This is a genomic window from Streptomyces sp. NPDC003077, from assembly GCF_040611095.1.
Classification (GTDB): domain Bacteria; phylum Actinomycetota; class Actinomycetes; order Streptomycetales; family Streptomycetaceae; genus Streptomyces.
In genome coordinates this window covers 49,738-65,217 of record NZ_JBEXNM010000013.1, presented here as the reverse complement: position 1 = coordinate 65,217, position 15,480 = coordinate 49,738, and the positions used below count along the sequence as shown (strand labels likewise).

Below are 15,480 nucleotides of genomic sequence, written 5' to 3'. Positions count from 1 at the left end.
TGTGGGGGACCCAACGGGCCCCCGCGGTCACACCCGTCACTTCTGACCTGCCGTCGCGCGGGTGGATCATGGACCGCCGCCCGTGCGGTCATTCCGACGTGCTCACGGGCACGTGGTCACGCACCACCGTCATGCACCGCCGTCACGAGGGGAACCGCTCCATGAGCTACAACCAGCCGCCGCCGGGGCCGTACGGCCAGCAGCCGCAGCCCGGCCCGTACGGGCAGCAGGCCCCGTACGGCCAGCCGGCCGCCCAGCCCGGCCCCGGCTACCCGTCCCAGGGCGGCCAGCTTCCCCCGCAGCACGGCTACGCCTCCCCGCACCAGGCGCCCCCGGCGGCCCACCCCCAGCAGGGCGGCGGGTACGGCCCGCAGGCCGCTCCTTACGGGCAGCAGGCTCCCCAGACGCCGTACGGCCAGCAGCCGGGCCCCTACGGGCAGCAGGGCCAGGCCCCCTACGGGCAGACCCCGCCCGCCGCCAACGGCGGCGCGGGCAACGCGAACGGCCGGCCGGGCGGCAGCAAGAAGACCAAGCTGATCATCGGCGGGGTGGCCGTGGTCGTGGCCGTCGCCGTGGGCGCGTACTTCGCCTTCGGGGCACGCGGCCAGGTCAAGCCGTACAAGCTCGTCGCGGCGGACACCCTGCTCGCCGGGAAGTACACGAAGATCCAGAACCCCGACGGCGGCGGGCTGGAGGGCAAGACGGGCCTGTCCAACGACAAGGACCTCAAGGCCATGGGCATCACCGACAGCACCGGCGTCACCGCCACCTACGGCAGCTCCGACAAGTCCGAGATCCTGTCCATGACGGGCATCTACGGCACGATCGGCGACCCGGAGAGCGTGGTCACCCAGACCTTCGCCCAGGTGGAGGACTCGCAGAAGAAGCAGTCCAAGGGCGCGGCGGTGGAGACGATCACGCCGATGACCGAGTACTCGCCCAGCGGCTTCGACGGCGCGATCATGAAGTGCGGTGCGAAGAAGAGCACCGCGGCGACGCCCGACGGACAGCGCAAGAGCTTCGTGGGCTACACCTGCGTCTGGGGCGACTCCAGCGCCATCGGCGTCGTCAGCGGCGTCGCCCCCACCGAGAAGGCCCCCAGCGCCGAACAGTTCGCCGAGACCACCGCGAAGATCCGCACCGAAATGCGCAAGGAACTCTGAGCACCGCGCACAGCTGACACAAGGAGGGGCCGCCCGATCCCGGGCGGCCCCTCCTACGCGTACACAGCGAGCGTCAGGCGCTCTTCTCGTGGTGCTCCCCCGACTCGCCGCCCCGGCTGCGCGGGACCAGCGTCGGGTTGACATTCGAGTGGACGACGTCGGCGGTGATCACGACGCGGGCCACGTCCTTGCGGGACGGCACCTCGTACATCACCGACAGCAGGACTTCCTCCATGATGGCGCGCAGGCCGCGCGCGCCGGTGCCGCGCAGGATGGCCTGGTCGGCGATGGCCTCCAGCGCCGGGCGGTCGAAGTCCAGCTCCACGCCGTCGAGTTCGAACAGCCGCTGGTACTGCTTGACGAGCGCGTTGCGCGGCTCGACCAGGATCTGCAGCAGCGCCTCGCGGTCCAGGTTGTGCACCGAGGTCAGCACCGGCAGCCGGCCGATGAACTCCGGGATCATGCCGAACTTGACCAGGTCCTCGGGCATGACGTCCCGGAGCGGGTCGCGGGTCTCGATCTCGCGCTTGGAGCGGATCGTGGCGCCGAAGCCGATGCCCTTGGCACCGGACCGCGCCTCGATGATCTTCTCCAGCCCGGCGAACGCGCCGCCCACGATGAACAGCACGTTCGTCGTGTCGATCTGGATGAACTCCTGGTGCGGGTGCTTGCGCCCGCCCTGCGGCGGTACGGAGGCGGTGGTGCCCTCCAGGATCTTCAGCAGGGCCTGCTGGACGCCCTCGCCGGAGACGTCGCGGGTGATCGAGGGGTTCTCGCTCTTGCGGGCGACCTTGTCGATCTCGTCGATGTAGATGATCCCGGTCTCGGCCTTCTTGATGTCGAAGTCCGCGGCCTGGATGAGCTTGAGGAGGATGTTCTCCACGTCCTCGCCGACGTACCCGGCCTCCGTCAGCGCGGTGGCGTCGGCGAACGCGAAGGGGACGTTGAGCATCCGGGCGAGCGTCTGCGCGAGCAGCGTCTTGCCGGAGCCGGTGGGGCCCAGCAGCAGGATGTTGGACTTGCCCAGCTCGATGCCGTCGTCGCCGCCGCGCCCGCCGCCGTTCTCGCCCGCCTGCACCCGCTTGTAGTGGTTGTAGACGGCGACGGAGAGCGCCTTCTTGGCGGGCTCCTGCCCGACGACGTAGCTCTCCAGGAACTCGTAGATCTCGCGCGGCTTGGGCAGTTCCTCCCACCGCACCTCGGAGGTCTCGGCGAGCTCCTCCTCGATGATCTCGTTGCAGAGGTCGATGCACTCGTCGCAGATGTACACACCAGGTCCCGCGATGAGCTTCTTCACCTGCTTCTGGCTCTTTCCGCAGAACGAGCACTTGAGCAGGTCGCCGCCGTCACCGATGCGTGCCACGAGGTGCTTCCCCTTCGCCTGGGATCCGCATTGCTCCGCGGACCCGGGTGCTTGCCTATCGACGGTACCTTGCTGGGCCCCCCGTTCGGGCCCCCCTTGGACCGACTTGGTTCACTCGGTCCTCCCCGGTCCAAGGGGGCGTCTTCCCGGCATCGTTCGCCGGGAGCGCGGTCAGGCGGAGACGGAGGTCTTCCGCGTCGAGACGATCTGGTCGACCAGACCGTAGGAGAGCGCCTCCTCGGCGGTCAGGATCTTGTCGCGCTCGATGTCGTCGCGGATCTTCTCGATCGGCGTGGTGGAGTGCTTGGCCAGCATCTCCTCCAGCTGCGCGCGCATGCGCAGGATCTCGTTGGCGGCGATCTCCAGGTCGGAGACCTGGCCACGGCCGGTCTCGCTGTACGGCTGGTGGATCAGCACCCGCGCGTTGGGCAGCGCCATCCGCTTGCCGGGCGTGCCGGCGGCGAGCAGCACGGCCGCGGCGGAGGCCGCCTGGCCCATGCAGACCGTCTGGATGTCGGGCTTGACGAACTGCATCGTGTCGTAGATGGCGGTGAGCGCCGTGAAGGAGCCGCCGGGCGAGTTGATGTAGATCGAGATGTCGCGGTCCGGGTCCATCGACTCCAGGCACAGCAGCTGCGCCATGACGTCGTTGGCCGAGGCGTCGTCGATCTGCACGCCGAGGAAGATCACCCGCTCCTCGAAGAGCTTCGCGTACGGGTCGTACTCGCGCACACCCTGCGAGGTGCGCTCCACGAACCGCGGAACGATGTAGCGGGACTCGGCGCTGGGGCCCTCGTAGAGGCCGCTGGTGTTGTTCATCTGGGGGTTCACCGTCCTGATGGCGATCAAGTGGGCTGGGGTCGGCTGCGGGGCGCGTGGCCCGGGGCTGCTCAGGCTCCGGTGCCGCCCCCGCCCGGAACGCCGGCGGCGGTGGTCATGACGTCGTCGATGAGGCCGTACTCCTTGGCCTCGTGGGCATCGAACCAGCGGTCGCGGTCGGAGTCGCGGGTGATCTGCTCGACGGTCTGGCCGGTGTGCAGGGCCGTCAGCTCGGCCATGCGCTTCTTGGTGTGCAGCAGCCGCTCGGCGTGGATCTTGATGTCCGAGGCCGAACCCGCCAGGCCCGCGGAGGGCTGGTGGATGAGGATCTCCGCGTTCGGCAGCGCGAACCGCTTGCCCGGAGTGCCGGCGCTCAGCAGGAACTGGCCCATCGAGGCCGCCAGGCCCATGGCGATCGTCACCACGTCGTTCTTGATGTACTGCATGGTGTCGTAGATCGCCATGCCGGCCGAGATCGAGCCGCCCGGTGAGTTGATGTAGAGGAAGATGTCCTTGTCCGGGTCCGCCGCCAGGAGCAGCAGCTGCGCGGTGATCTTGTTGGCGATGTCGTCGTCGACCGGCTGGCCGAGGAAGATGATCCGCTCGCCGAGCAGCCGGTTGTAGACCTGGTCGCCGAGGCCACCGAAGGTCGGCTCAGCGGCGGCGGAAGGCATCGGGATCGTCACGTGTCCACCTGCTCGTTGTCGGACGGCCGACGGCCGTCTCAGCGTCGTCTTCTGGGGCGCGGGGAGTCGCGCCGTCTCGTGCGCCCGGCGCGGATTCGGGGACTCCCCTGCCCTCGTATCTACGGACCCTAACGCGCAGGTAGGGCAACGCCATCCCGCATCGATAACTGTTCGCTGTGAGCGCAGGCTCGCCCGCCGCACGCGGCACGGACGGGCGGCCCGGGCCGGCCCTCCCGGGACGACGACGGGCCCGGACACGCGGGCGTGCGTGTCCGGGCCCGTCCTCAGGTCACCGGGTGACCGGGAGGCGGGGGGCTCAGCCCTCGTTCTTCTCCGCGGCGGCCTCGTCCTTGGCCTCGTCCTCGGCGGCGGCCTCGACCGTCTCGGCGGTCTCGTCCTCGTCGTCGTCCAGGTCGACGACCTCGCCGTTGGTGTCCTTGACGGTGGCGGCCTCGACGACCAGCGCCAGGGCCTTGCCGCGGGCGACCTCACCGACGAGCATCGGCACCTGGCCGCCCTCGACGACCGCCTGCGCGAACTGGTCGGGGGACATGCCGGAGGACTGGGCGCGACGCAGGAGGTGCTCGGTCAGCTCCTCCTGGCTCACGTTCAGCTTCTCCTTGGAGACCAGCTCGTCCAGGATGAACTGGGTGCGGATGCCCTTCTCCGCCTGCTCCTTGGTCTCGGCGTCGAACTCTTCCTCGGTCTTGCCCTGGATCTCCAGGTACTTCGCGAGGTCGAGGCCCATCTGGCCGAGCTGGTGGTGCTCCAGGTTGTGCTTGCGGGTGCGGATCTCGTCCTCAAGCAGCTTCTCGGGCATCGGGACCTCGACGAGCTTGAGCAGCTCGTCCAGGACCTTCTCCTGAGCCTGGGTGGCCTGGTCGAACTTCTTCATGCGCTCCAGGCGCTTGCGGCTGTCGGCCTTCAGCTCGTCCAGCGTGTCGAACTCGCTCGCCATCTGGGCGAACTCGTCGTCCAGCTCGGGCAGCTCACGGGCGGCGACGGCGGAGACCTTGACCGTGACCTCGGCCTCCTTGCCGGCGGCGGAGCCGCCCTTCAGCTCGGAGGTGAAGGTGGCCGAGCCACCGGCCTCCAGGCCCTTGACGGCCTCGTCGATGCCGTCCAGCAGCTCGCCGGAGCCGATGGTGTAGCTGACGTCCTTGGCGACGCCGTCCTCCAGCACCTCGCCGTCGACCTTGGCCTCCAGGTCGATCGTGACGACGTCGCCCTCTTCAGCGGCGCGCTCGACCGGGGAGGTGGAGGCGAAGCGCTCACGGAGCTGCTCGACCGACTTCTCGACGTCCTCGTCCGAGACCTCGACGGAGTCGACCTCGACCTCGATGCCGGAGTAGTCCGGGATCTCCAGGGCCGGGCGGATGTCGACCTCGGCGGTGAAGGTCAGCAGCTCGCCGTCCTTCAGCTCGGTGATGTCGACCTCGGGCTGGCCGAGGACGTTGAGCTCGCCCTCGTTGACAGCCTCGGTGTAGAACTTCGGGAGCGCGTCGTTGACGGCCTCTTCGAGCACGGCGCCACGACCGAACCGCTGGTCGATGACCCGGGCCGGGACCTTGCCCTGACGGAAGCCCTTCACCGTGACCTGCTGGTTGATCTTCTTGTACGCCGCGTCGAGGCTGGGCTTGAGCTCCTCGAAGGGCACCTCGACAGTGAGCCGAACCCGGGTCGGGTTCAGGGTCTCCACGGCGCTCTTCACGGTTCGGTCTCCTTGGGGCTGACTTCTGGGGTTTCGCTTGGGATCTTCCGGTGCCTGTCGGCCAGGTTTCCGGCGGATCGCGCCCGGGAGAAAGACACACGGGCAAGCAGCTTGCATAGTAACCGCAAGCGGGAGGCCCCCCACAACGTGATCTTCGCCCGCCTCCGCACCCGGCCGCCCCCTCCCGGGGCTCCGGGCCACCCGTGCGGCGGCCGGCGCCCCGCGCACGGCCTGCGGGCTCCGCCGTCACACGCCCTCACGGGCCGCTTTCCGGGCGCCGCCCGCGGGCCTGGCCCCGGCGGCCCTCCGCCGCCGGGCGACGCGCTCCCCGGTGACCCGGCGTAGGCCATCCGGCCCCTACCGGGCGGCGGCCCGGTGCCGTACGGTCCGAGGGCTCCGTGCGGAGCGCCGGGACCGGGAAACCCGGGCCGGTGCGCCATACACCATGGGCCCGAGGGGACCGCATGGTTTCGGACGTCCGCGATCCTTCGCGAAGGACGTCATGCGTGAAGCCGGGAGCCTGAGCTCCCGGCTTCCTGGTCGGGGTGGCCGGATTCGAACCGACGACCTTCCGCTCCCAAAGCGGACGCGCTACCAAGCTGCGCCACACCCCGTCGGTGCGACACGTAGGGTACATGGCCGCGGGCTGCCCGACCGCCAATTGTTGCGACGGGAGGGGGAGCGCACGGAAGCACACGGAGGGGGTGTGCGATGAACCGCCCGGACCCGCTACGATGCAGTGCGTGCCGAGGTCCCTGTGACCGGTGGCGCTCGCGGGCGTAGCTCAATGGTAGAGCCCCAGTCTTCCAAACTGGCTACGCGGGTTCGATTCCCGTCGCCCGCTCCAGCAGAAGGCCCCCTGGTGTTCCAGGGGGCCTTCTCGCGTCGGCGGCCGGAGGCGGCACCCGGCCCCGACCAGCACGGAAGAGGGGTGTGGCAACCACCACACCCCGGACTGCGGGACGCCCTTCATGGAAGGCGGGCCGCCCCCGGTCGGGCGCGGCCCTCTCGTCGTCCGCCCCGTGGCCGTCCCGGCGTCCGGGAACGGGGGCGCCGGCGAACCGCACGTCCTGCGGGTCGTGCGGATGGCGGGGCGGGGCGGGGCGCCGGCGGAGGCGAAGGCGCTAGAAGCTGATGTTGTTGATGGTCTCGGCGACCGAGTTGAAGAACCGGTTGATGGACGGGGCGATGCCGGTGGACGCCAGGAAGAAACCGAAAAGGACGGCGACGAACGCCGGTCCCGCCTTGAGTGACTTGCCCCGTATCAGGACGATCATGATGATCCCCAACAGCAGCACCACTGAAAGCGAAAGAGCCACAACTCATCACACCCTTGGTCGGATCGCCTCGCCGGCCTCGGAAGCATGCAGCCGCGCATACCCCCGCTCGGCACCCATCGTGCCACCAACTCCCTGCCCAGTGGAGGCGGGTGGCGAATCATCGGCCAAGGCTTTGCACATCCTGTGTGCAGTTGTGACCCCTGAGACGCGTGCATGAGGGCCGTGCGGGCGTGGTGACGAGGTGGAGACCGGGTTCGGGTGATCGGCCGGATCGTTTCGCTCCCGCTGGCCGGGAATCGGTGGGACATTACCGGACGGGCCGGGGAAATCGGCCTTTACGGGTGTGCTGGATGGGGCCGCGGGGAACGCCGGAACCCGTCCGTCCGGTGGGACGGCGGGGGCGCCGGTGTCAGTCCCGGCAGATCAGGAGGAGCGCACGGTCGTCATTGACGTCCTTGGCCACCGCTTCGATCAGGTGCCAGGCCGCGCCCGCGAACCCGCCGGGAACGTAGCGGTCCGCCTCGCCCGTCAGGCGGTCGATGCCCTCGGCGATGTCCCGGTCCGGGGCCTCCACCAGGCCGTCCGTGAAGAGCATCAGCACGTCGCCGGGGCGCAGCGTCCCCTTCACCGGGTCGAACTGGGCGCCGTCGTACACGCCGAGCAGCGGGCCCTCGGCGGCCTTCTCCTCCCAGCGGCCGGTGCCCGCGCTCAGTTGCAGGGCCGGGAGGTGACCGGCCGACAGGAGCTCGTAGTCGCCCGACTCCAGGTCCAGCACGAGGTGGATGGAGGTCGCGAAGCCCTCGTCCCAGTCCTGGCGCAGCAGGTAGCCGTTGGCGGCGGGGAGGAAGCCGTGCGGGGGCAGGGAGCCCAGGAGCCCGCCGAAGGCGCCGGACAGCAGGAGGGCGCGGGAGGCGGCGTCCATGCCCTTGCCGGAGACGTCGGTGAGGACGACCTCCAGGATGTTGCCGCCGTGGGTGCGGGAGGCCACCACGAAGTCGCCGGAGAAGGACTGCCCGCCGGCCGGGCGCAGCGCCATCTCGTGGTGCCAGCCCTTGGGGAGCTTGGGCAGCTTGCTCTGGACGCGGATGCGTTCGCGCAGGTCGAAGAGCATGGTGCCGCCGCGCCGCCAGGGCACCCCGACCCGGCTGCGGAACTGCGCGATGAGCAGGCCGAAGAGCCCGACGGCGGCCATCACCAGGACGGTGCCCGGAGTGATGCGTTCCGGGCCCTCGTCGTACGGGCCGAGCAGCGACGCCTCGACGATCAGGGCGGCGGCCGAGGTCCCGTACAGGGTGAGCAGGTTGGCGGGCCGCAGCAGCAGGCCGCCGGCGATCACCGGGAGGACGAGGGCGGCCGGCGCGATCCAGTCGGGGCGCCAGATGGTGCCGCAGGCGATGGCCGGAATGGCGAGCAGGAGGGCGACCAGCGCCACCCAGTCGGAGCCGTCGCCGCGGAAGTAGTCGACCCCGGCCTTGCGCACGCCGATGCGGACCCGGTGCATCGCCTTGCGCATCCGGGCCGTCAGGGACTCCGCTCCCGTACCGCTCGCCATTGCTCTGGGACCTTATCCACCCGTTCGGGGACGCGTCGATTCGCGGCACGCCTCTACGGGCGTTTCCGCGGAAATCACGTTCGAAATACGGTCGCGCGGACGGAAGGCGTCCTGCTAGCCATGACGCATGACGACGGAGTTACGGACACTGCGGCCGGAACAGTGGGACCACTGGTACGGAAGGTTGGAACGTGCTTTCGGAGCGGTGGTGGAGTCGCCCGAGGAACGCGGGCTGTATGAAGAACTGACCGAGACCGAGCGGTCCCTCGCGCTCTGGGACGGTGACGAGTGCGTCGGCACGGCCGGGGCGTTCTCCTTCCGGATGACGGTGCCGGGTGGCGCGCTGGTCCCGACGGCCGGTGTGACGATGGTCAGCGTGCAGTCCACGCACCGTCGGCGGGGGCTGCTGCGCCAGATGATGCGGCGTCAACTGACGGACGTACGGGAGCGGAACGAGCCGCTGGCCGTGCTGACCGCGTCGGAACCGGCCATTTACGGCCGATTCGGGTACGGCGCGGCGACCGAGGCCATCTCGGTGACCGTCGACACGACGCGCGTGACGCTCGCCACACCGGAGATCAAGGAGCCCGGCACCCTGCCCGACGGCCACGGCGCCGACGGAGGCCGTCCCGCCCACCACGTGGACGAGGTACGCATGCGGCTCGTCACGCCGGAGGAGGGGCTGGAGGCGTGCGAGCGGGTTTACGCCCGGCTCGTCCCGCGGCGGCCGGGAATGCTCGCCCGGCAGCCCGGCTGGGAGCGCGAGCCCATCCTCGACCCGGAGAGCGAGCGCCACGGCGCCGGCGTGCTGCTGTGCGTGCTGGCCGAGGTGGACGGGGAACCGCGCGGCTACGCCCGGTACGCGATCAAGTCGGACTGGGGCCCGGGCGGGGCCGACGGCACGGTGCTGGTCCGGGACGTCGAGGCGCTGGATCCGGTGGTGTACGCGGCCCTGTGGCGCTACTTGGCCGGTATCGACCTGACCACCAAGGTCTTCGTACGCAACCTGCCCGCGGACGACCCGGTGCTGCATCTGGTGTCGGACATCCGCCGGTGCCAGGTCGGCGTCCGCGAGTCGATGTTCGTCCGGACGGTGGACGTCGGCGCGGCGCTGGCGGCGCGGACGTACGCGACGCCGGTGGACGTGGTGCTGGACGTCACCGACCCGTTCTGCCCGTGGAACGAGGGCCGCTGGCGGCTGTCCGGCGACGGCAAGGGCGCGGTGTGCGAGCGCACCTCGGACCCGGCCGAGCTGACGCTGTCCGCCCGCGACCTGGGCTCGGTCTACCTGGGCGGCTACGCGCTGACCGCGCTGGCGGCTGCCGGGCGGGTGCGGGAGGTGCGGCAGGGCGCGCTGCGGGAGGCGTCGGTGGCCTTCGGGTCGGACGTCAAGCCGTGGCTGCCGCACGGGTTCTGAGCCGGTGGACGGGGCCGGGCGGGCCGCTCGGGTCCGGGGCGGCTGACGCGGGGCCGGGGCGGCTGACGCGGGTCCGGGGAGGACCCGTGCGGGCGCGCCTGCCGGCCGGTTGCCGCTGTCGGCCGTGGGGTTTCGCGTGGCCGCCGACGGGCCTGCGGGCGGGGGCGCAGGCGCGGGGTCGCGGGTCGCGGGGTCGCGGCGGCCCGGCGGCGGCCGGTGACCGACCGTGGGGCCGTTCAGGTCCTTAGGCCCGTTCGGGTCCGTGGGCTGTTCGGGTCCGTAGGGCCGTTCAGGTCCGGTGTCGGCCCGTGCGGGCCGTGCGTCAGGGCCGCTGGCAGGTGGGGCACCAGAAGAGGTTGCGGGCGGCGAGGTCGGCGGTGCGGATCTCGTCCCCGCAGATGTGGCAGGCCTGGCGGGCGCGGCGGTAGACGTAGACCTCGCCGCCGTGGTCGTCCACGCGCGGCGGGCGGCCCATGGCCTCGGGGGTGTGTTCGGGGCGGACGGTGTCGATCCGGTTGTTCCGGACGCCCTCGCGCATCAGCTCGATCAGGTCCGACCAGATGAGGTCCCATTCGGACCGGGTGAGGTCGCGGCCCGCGCGGTATGGATCGATGCCGTGCCGGAAGAGGACCTCGGCGCGGTAGACGTTGCCTACGCCCGCGATGACCTTCTGGTCCATCAGCAGGGCGGCGACGGTGGTGCGGCTGCGGGAGATCCGCTTCCAGGCCCGTTCGCCGTCGTCGTCCGGGCGCAGCGGGTCCGGGCCGAGCCGGTCGTGTATCGCGCGCTTCTCCTCGTCCGTGATCAGCGCGCAGGTGGTGGGGCCGCGCAGGTCCGCGTACGCCGTGGGGGTGGCCAGGCGCAGCCGGACGGTCTCGGCGGGCGGCGGCGCGGCGCCCGCGCCGAAGTCCAGCTTGCCGAAGAGGCCGAGGTGGACGTGGACCCAGCCGGTCCCGCCGAACCCGAGGAAGAGGTGCTTGCCGTGCGCCTCGGCGGTGGTCATGACCTGCCGGTCCAGCAGCGCCGCGCCGTCGGAGAACTTGCCCTGCGGGCTGCTCACCCGCAGCCGTTCGCCCTCGAAGCGGGCACGGTGGTCCAGCGCGAGGCGGTGGATCGTGTGCCCTTCGGGCATGGGACGGCGCTCCTCGGGTGGGCCGGCGCCGGAGCCGGATGGGCTCGGGGCCGGAGGCGGGCGGGTCGGGGGCCGGAGGCGGCGGGTCGGGGGCCGGAGCGACGCGTTCCCGCCCGCCTCGGTGGGCGGACGGGAACGCGGGGCCGGGCGCGGCTCGCGGTGGGGCGCGCGGCCTGTCACGGCCGGGCGCGGCTCCCGGTGGAGCGCGCGGGGCCCGTCACGGCTGGGCGCGGCTCCTTACGGAGCGCGCGGCGGCGTTACGGCTGCTGCGGGTGGTGCGCCGGGATGGGGGGCAGCTCGCCGGTGGTCTCGTAGGCGGCGAGCATGTCGATGCGGCGGGTGTGCCGCTCGTCACCCGAGTACGGGGTGGCGAGGAAGACCTCGACGAACTTGGTGGCCTCGTCCTGGCTGTGCATCCGGGCGCCGACCGCGACCACGTTCGCGTTGTTGTGCTCGCGACCCAGGCGGGCGGTCTCCTCGCTCCAGGCCAGCGCGGCCCGGACGCCCTTGACCTTGTTGGCGGCGATCTGCTCGCCGTTGCCCGAGCCACCGATGACGACGGCCAGGGCCTCCGGGTCGGCGGCGACCTTCTCGGCGGCGCGCAGGCAGAACGGCGGGTAGTCGTCCTGGGCGTCGTAGATGTGGGGGCCGCAGTCGACGGGGTCGTGGCCCTGGGCCTTGAGCCAGTCGACGAGGTGGTTCTTCAGTTCATAACCGGCATGGTCGGAGCCGAGATACACGCGCATGAGTCCGAGTGTGGCACGAAGCGTGCGCGACGGGCGCCGCGGGTCGGCGTACCGGGGAACGGCCGGGGAATGTGACGTGTGTTACGCGAGGGGCTGGGGAGGCCGGTCCGGGGCGGCCCGCGACCCGCTCGGCGGCCCGTGCACGTCAGGACATTCGTACAACGAATTGGAATCGTTTCTTCCTTAACGGACGCCAACCGGTTTCTAATGCGGGAACCCCGCACACCACGCGGAGGAATCCACGCAAGTCGGACCATCCACACAAGGACGGTACACATGGGCGCGCTTCCACCCGCTCCGACGACGGGCCGGACGACCGAGCACACCGGCGGCGGCTCCCCGCCGCCGGACGGCCTCCAGGCCGGGCTCAAGAACCGCCACCTGTCGATGATCGCCATCGGCGGCGTGATCGGCGCGGGGCTGTTCGTCGGCTCCGGGGCCGGCATCTCCGCCGCCGGTCCCGGCATCCTGATCTCGTACGCGCTGACCGGCCTGCTGGTCGTCCTGGTGATGCGGATGCTCGGCGAGATGGCCGCGGCCTCCCCCACCTCCGGGTCCTTCTCCGCGTACGCGGACCGGGCGCTGGGGCGCTGGGCGGGGTTCACGATCGGCTGGCTGTACTGGTTCTTCTGGTCGGTGGTGCTGGCCGTCGAGGCGACCGCCGCCGCGGCGATCCTCACCAACTGGGTGCCGGCCGTCCCGCAGTGGGCCTGGGCGCTGCTGGTGATGATCGTGCTGACGGGCACCAACCTGGTCTCGGTGAAGTCCTTCGGCGAGTTCGAGTTCTGGTTCGCCGGGATCAAGGTCGTGGCGATCGTCGTCTTCATCCTGGTCGGCGCGCTGGCGATCTTCGGGCTGCCGCCGGGGGACGAGGCGGTGGGCCTGAGCAACCTCACCGGACACGGCGGGTTCCTGCCGAACGGGCCCGGGGCGATCCTCTCCGGGATGCTGCTGGTGGTCTTCTCCTTCATGGGCAGCGAGATCGTCACCCTGGCGGCGAGCGAGTCGCCGGACCCGGTGCGGGCCGTCCGCAAGGCCGTCAACAGCGTCATCTGGCGGATCGCGCTCTTCTACATCGGCTCGATCACGGTGATCGTCACGCTGCTGCCGTGGGACGACAAGGCGGTCGCGGAGAGCCCGTACGTGGCCGTGCTGCGGTCGCTGGACATCCCGTACGCGGGCACGGTCATGGACGTGGTCGTGCTGACGGCCGTGCTGTCCTGCCTGAACTCCGGCCTGTATACCGCGTCCCGGATGGCCTTCTCGCTCGGCGAGCGCGGGGACGCGCCGAGGTCGTTCGCGCGGGTCAACAAGGGCGGCGTGCCGGCGGTCGCCATCTGGGCCTCGGTCGCCTTCGGATTCGTCGCGACGATCTTCAGCTACACCTCGAAGGACACCATCTTCCAGTTCCTGCTGAACTCCTCGGGCGCGGTGGCCCTCTTCGTCTGGCTGGTGATCTGCTTCTCGCAGCTGCGGATGCGCAAGGTCATCGAGCGCGAGACGCCGGAGCGGCTGACCGTGCGGATGTGGATGTACCCGTACCTGACGTACGCCACGATCGCGCTGATCCTGTTCGTGGTGGGCTACATGTTCTACGACCCTGACGGGCGCGAGCAGATGGTGCTGTCCGTGGTGGCGGGCGTGCTGGTGCTGGCCGTCGGGCTGGTGCGGGACCGGCGGCGCCGGGCGCGCGGCACGGGCGGCGAGCCCGGTCAGGACGTGCGGAAGGACGCCTTGACCCGCTCGTAGGCGCGCAGGGCCGGCGCCTCGACGGAGTCGAGATACCAGACGTTGAGTTGGTAGGTCCGGTACTTCGTGCGGAAGCCGAGCTGCCGCCCGTGGGCCGGTTTGTCGCCGTCCCTCAGGTAGGCGAACTCCCAGACAACGGCCGGGTGCCCCTGGAACGTCGAGCGCTCCAGGCGGATCTTCCGGTAGCCCGGCACGTCGTGCTGCTCCCGCTCGTACTGCCGCCAGATGGCCAGGAGGTCGCCGCCGGAGGAGGCGTTCTGGCGGGCCGAGATCAGGACGGCGCCGTCGGTGGTGCTGTACGTGACGTCGCTGGGCGACTCCGCGGTGCGGTTCCAGCCGGCCGGCGGCACCCAGCTGAACCCGTCCTCGGTGCGCCGCTCGCCCCGTGGGGTGGTGGTGCCGGCGCTCGGCTCGGTTCGGGTGGGCGGGCTCTGCGGGCCGCTGCTCTCCGCCGCGGGCGGGGCGCCCTTCCGGCCGTCGTCCTGCGTGACGAGGATGCCGGCCACCGCCGCCCCGGCGACCAGCGTCGCGGCGAGGGCGGCCAGGGCGGTGCGCTTGCCGCGGCGGGAGCGTGGGGGGCGGCGGGGAGTGGGGGCTGTGGTGGTGGCGGGGAGCTCTGGCGTTTCAGGCGTTTCGGCGGGTTTGGGTGGGGTGGCCTGGGCTTCGGGGGTGGCGGCTTCCGCTGGTTCGGGTGGGGGGCTCGGGGGCTCGGTGGGGGGTCGGTGGCCGAGTTTGACGGTGGCGTCGTGTTCGGCGGGGGCGCCGGTCGGTGCGGCCTCGGGTGCGGTCCGTTCGCGCTCGGGTGCGGTTGCCTGCCCCGTCCCGGCCGCCGTCTCGTCCGTCTTGTCCGTCTCGTCCGCCGTCCCCTCCCGTCCGGCCGTGCCGCCTGACTTCTCGTACGCGTCCTCGGCCTTCTCCGGCGGCTCCGGCTCCGCCCACCCGGGGGTCGTCCCCGCCGGTACGTCCGTGACCGTCGGGGTGCGGGCCTGCGGCGGCTCGGAGGGGGCGGGCGCGGCGGCGGTGTCCGGGACCGGCTCGGCCAGCGGGGCCAGGGCCGCCTCGACGGCGGCCAGGTCCGGGCGGTCCTCCGGGGTCTTGCGGAAGAGGGCGGTCAGGATGCCGGTCATCGGTCCGGCGGCGGGCGGAATCTGCGGCTCCTCGTACAGCACCGCGTGCAGGGTCGCCAGGGTCGTCCCCCGGCTGAACGGTGACTCGCCGACCAGCGCGGCGCACAGCGTGGCGCCCAGCGACCACAGGTCGGACGGCGGGCCCTGGGTGCGGCCCTCGACCCGCTCGGGCGCCATGTAGTCGGGCGAGCCGATGAGCATCCCGGCCATGGTCAGCGCCGCCGCGTCCTGGACGGCCGCGATGCCGAAGTCCGTCAGCACGACCCCGCCGCGGTCGTCGATCAGGACGTTGCCCGGCTTGATGTCGCGGTGCAGGACGCCCACCGCGTGCACCTCGCGCAGCGCGCGGACCAGCCCGCGGCCGATCCGGGCGGCCTCGACCAGGGTGAGCGGCCCGTCCTGGACGAGGACCTGCTCCAGGGAGCGGGAGGGCACCAGCTGCATGACGATCCAGAGCCGGTCGCCCTCCTCGGCCACGTCGTAGACGCGGACGACGTTGGGGTGGTCGATCCGGGCGGTGGCGCGCGCCTCGCGGAGGCTGCGCTCGCGCTGGATCGCGCCCTCCTCGCCGGCGAGTTCGTCGATGCGGATTTCCTTGACCGCCACCCACCGGTCCAGGGTTTCGTCCCGGGCGCGCCAAACGCGGCCCATTCCGCCCTGACCGATCAATTCCGTCAGACGGTAGCGACCGGCAGCCAAACGCCCGTGACCCAGACCGCTCGAATTCCCCACCAT

The 15,480-nt window shown here is 71.4% G+C and carries 12 protein-coding genes and 2 tRNA genes; 4 read left to right on the top strand and 10 right to left on the bottom strand.

The features are described from left to right. Positions 1-161: 161 nt before the first annotated feature. Positions 162-1,163 carry a hypothetical protein gene (locus ABZX96_RS12060; protein ID WP_355541968.1) on the top strand — a complete coding sequence of 334 codons (1,002 nt, stop codon included), beginning with the start codon at positions 162-164 and terminating at the stop codon, positions 1,161-1,163. A gap of 73 nt (positions 1,164-1,236) precedes the next feature. On the opposite strand, the gene clpX is transcribed toward ABZX96_RS12060, so the two are convergent. From clpX to ABZX96_RS12035, 5 genes are all read right to left on the bottom strand, one after another. After that, entirely contained in the window at positions 1,237-2,526 is a 1,290-nt protein-coding gene (clpX, locus tag ABZX96_RS12055) for an ATP-dependent Clp protease ATP-binding subunit ClpX (RefSeq protein WP_355541965.1), read from the bottom strand. A gap of 171 nt (positions 2,527-2,697) precedes the next feature. Then, a complete protein-coding gene (locus tag ABZX96_RS12050; protein ID WP_355541962.1) occupies positions 2,698-3,345 on the bottom strand; it encodes an ATP-dependent Clp protease proteolytic subunit in 648 nt (215 codons plus the stop codon). A 71-nt stretch (positions 3,346-3,416) separates the two neighbouring features. Beyond that, complete coding sequence (locus ABZX96_RS12045; protein WP_355542146.1) at positions 3,417-4,019, bottom strand: ATP-dependent Clp protease proteolytic subunit; 603 nt, start codon at positions 4,017-4,019, stop codon at positions 3,417-3,419. 328 nt (positions 4,020-4,347) lie between these two features. Further along, a complete protein-coding gene (gene tig / locus ABZX96_RS12040) occupies positions 4,348-5,742 on the bottom strand; it encodes a trigger factor (protein ID WP_355541959.1) in 1,395 nt (464 codons plus the stop codon). 537 nt (positions 5,743-6,279) lie between these two features. Next, positions 6,280-6,356: transfer RNA gene (locus tag ABZX96_RS12035), tRNA-Pro, on the bottom strand. A 159-nt stretch (positions 6,357-6,515) separates the two neighbouring features. On the opposite strand from ABZX96_RS12035, the gene ABZX96_RS12030 reads away from it, so the two are divergent. Further along, positions 6,516-6,589 (top strand) — tRNA-Gly (locus ABZX96_RS12030). 277 nt (positions 6,590-6,866) lie between these two features. Here the strand turns inward: ABZX96_RS12030 and ABZX96_RS12025 are convergent. Together ABZX96_RS12025 and ABZX96_RS12020 are read right to left on the bottom strand one after the other, a co-directional pair. Beyond that, entirely contained in the window at positions 6,867-7,061 is a 195-nt protein-coding gene (locus ABZX96_RS12025) for a hypothetical protein (protein ID WP_355541957.1), read from the bottom strand. Between the two features lie 370 nt (positions 7,062-7,431). After that, positions 7,432-8,574 carry a PP2C family protein-serine/threonine phosphatase gene (locus ABZX96_RS12020; RefSeq protein WP_355541954.1) on the bottom strand — a complete coding sequence of 381 codons (1,143 nt, stop codon included), beginning with the start codon at positions 8,572-8,574 and terminating at the stop codon, positions 7,432-7,434. Positions 8,575-8,701: 127 nt separating this feature from the next. Between ABZX96_RS12020 and ABZX96_RS12015 the strand changes: the two genes are divergently transcribed. Beyond that, positions 8,702-9,991 carry a GNAT family N-acetyltransferase gene (locus ABZX96_RS12015; RefSeq protein WP_355541951.1) on the top strand — a complete coding sequence of 430 codons (1,290 nt, stop codon included), beginning with the start codon at positions 8,702-8,704 and terminating at the stop codon, positions 9,989-9,991. Between the two features lie 322 nt (positions 9,992-10,313). On the opposite strand, the gene ABZX96_RS12010 is transcribed toward ABZX96_RS12015, so the two are convergent. Continuing rightward, the gene (locus ABZX96_RS12010) at positions 10,314-11,123 is read right to left on the bottom strand and encodes a DNA-formamidopyrimidine glycosylase family protein (protein ID WP_355541948.1); all 810 of its coding nucleotides are present in this window, start codon (positions 11,121-11,123) and stop codon (positions 10,314-10,316) included. A 257-nt stretch (positions 11,124-11,380) separates the two neighbouring features. After that, positions 11,381-11,869, bottom strand: coding sequence for a ribose-5-phosphate isomerase (locus tag ABZX96_RS12005; protein WP_355541945.1), 489 nt, complete (start codon positions 11,867-11,869; stop codon positions 11,381-11,383). Between the two features lie 276 nt (positions 11,870-12,145). On the opposite strand from ABZX96_RS12005, the gene ABZX96_RS12000 reads away from it, so the two are divergent. Beyond that, on the top strand, positions 12,146-13,618 hold the full coding sequence (locus ABZX96_RS12000) for an amino acid permease (RefSeq protein WP_355541942.1): 1,473 nt from the start codon (positions 12,146-12,148) through the stop codon (positions 13,616-13,618). On the opposite strand, the gene ABZX96_RS11995 is transcribed toward ABZX96_RS12000, so the two are convergent. Beyond that, the gene (locus ABZX96_RS11995; RefSeq protein WP_355541939.1) at positions 13,582-15,396 is read right to left on the bottom strand and encodes a serine/threonine-protein kinase; all 1,815 of its coding nucleotides are present in this window, start codon (positions 15,394-15,396) and stop codon (positions 13,582-13,584) included. The genes ABZX96_RS12000 and ABZX96_RS11995 overlap by 37 nt on opposite strands. Positions 15,397-15,480: the final 84 nt, after the last annotated feature.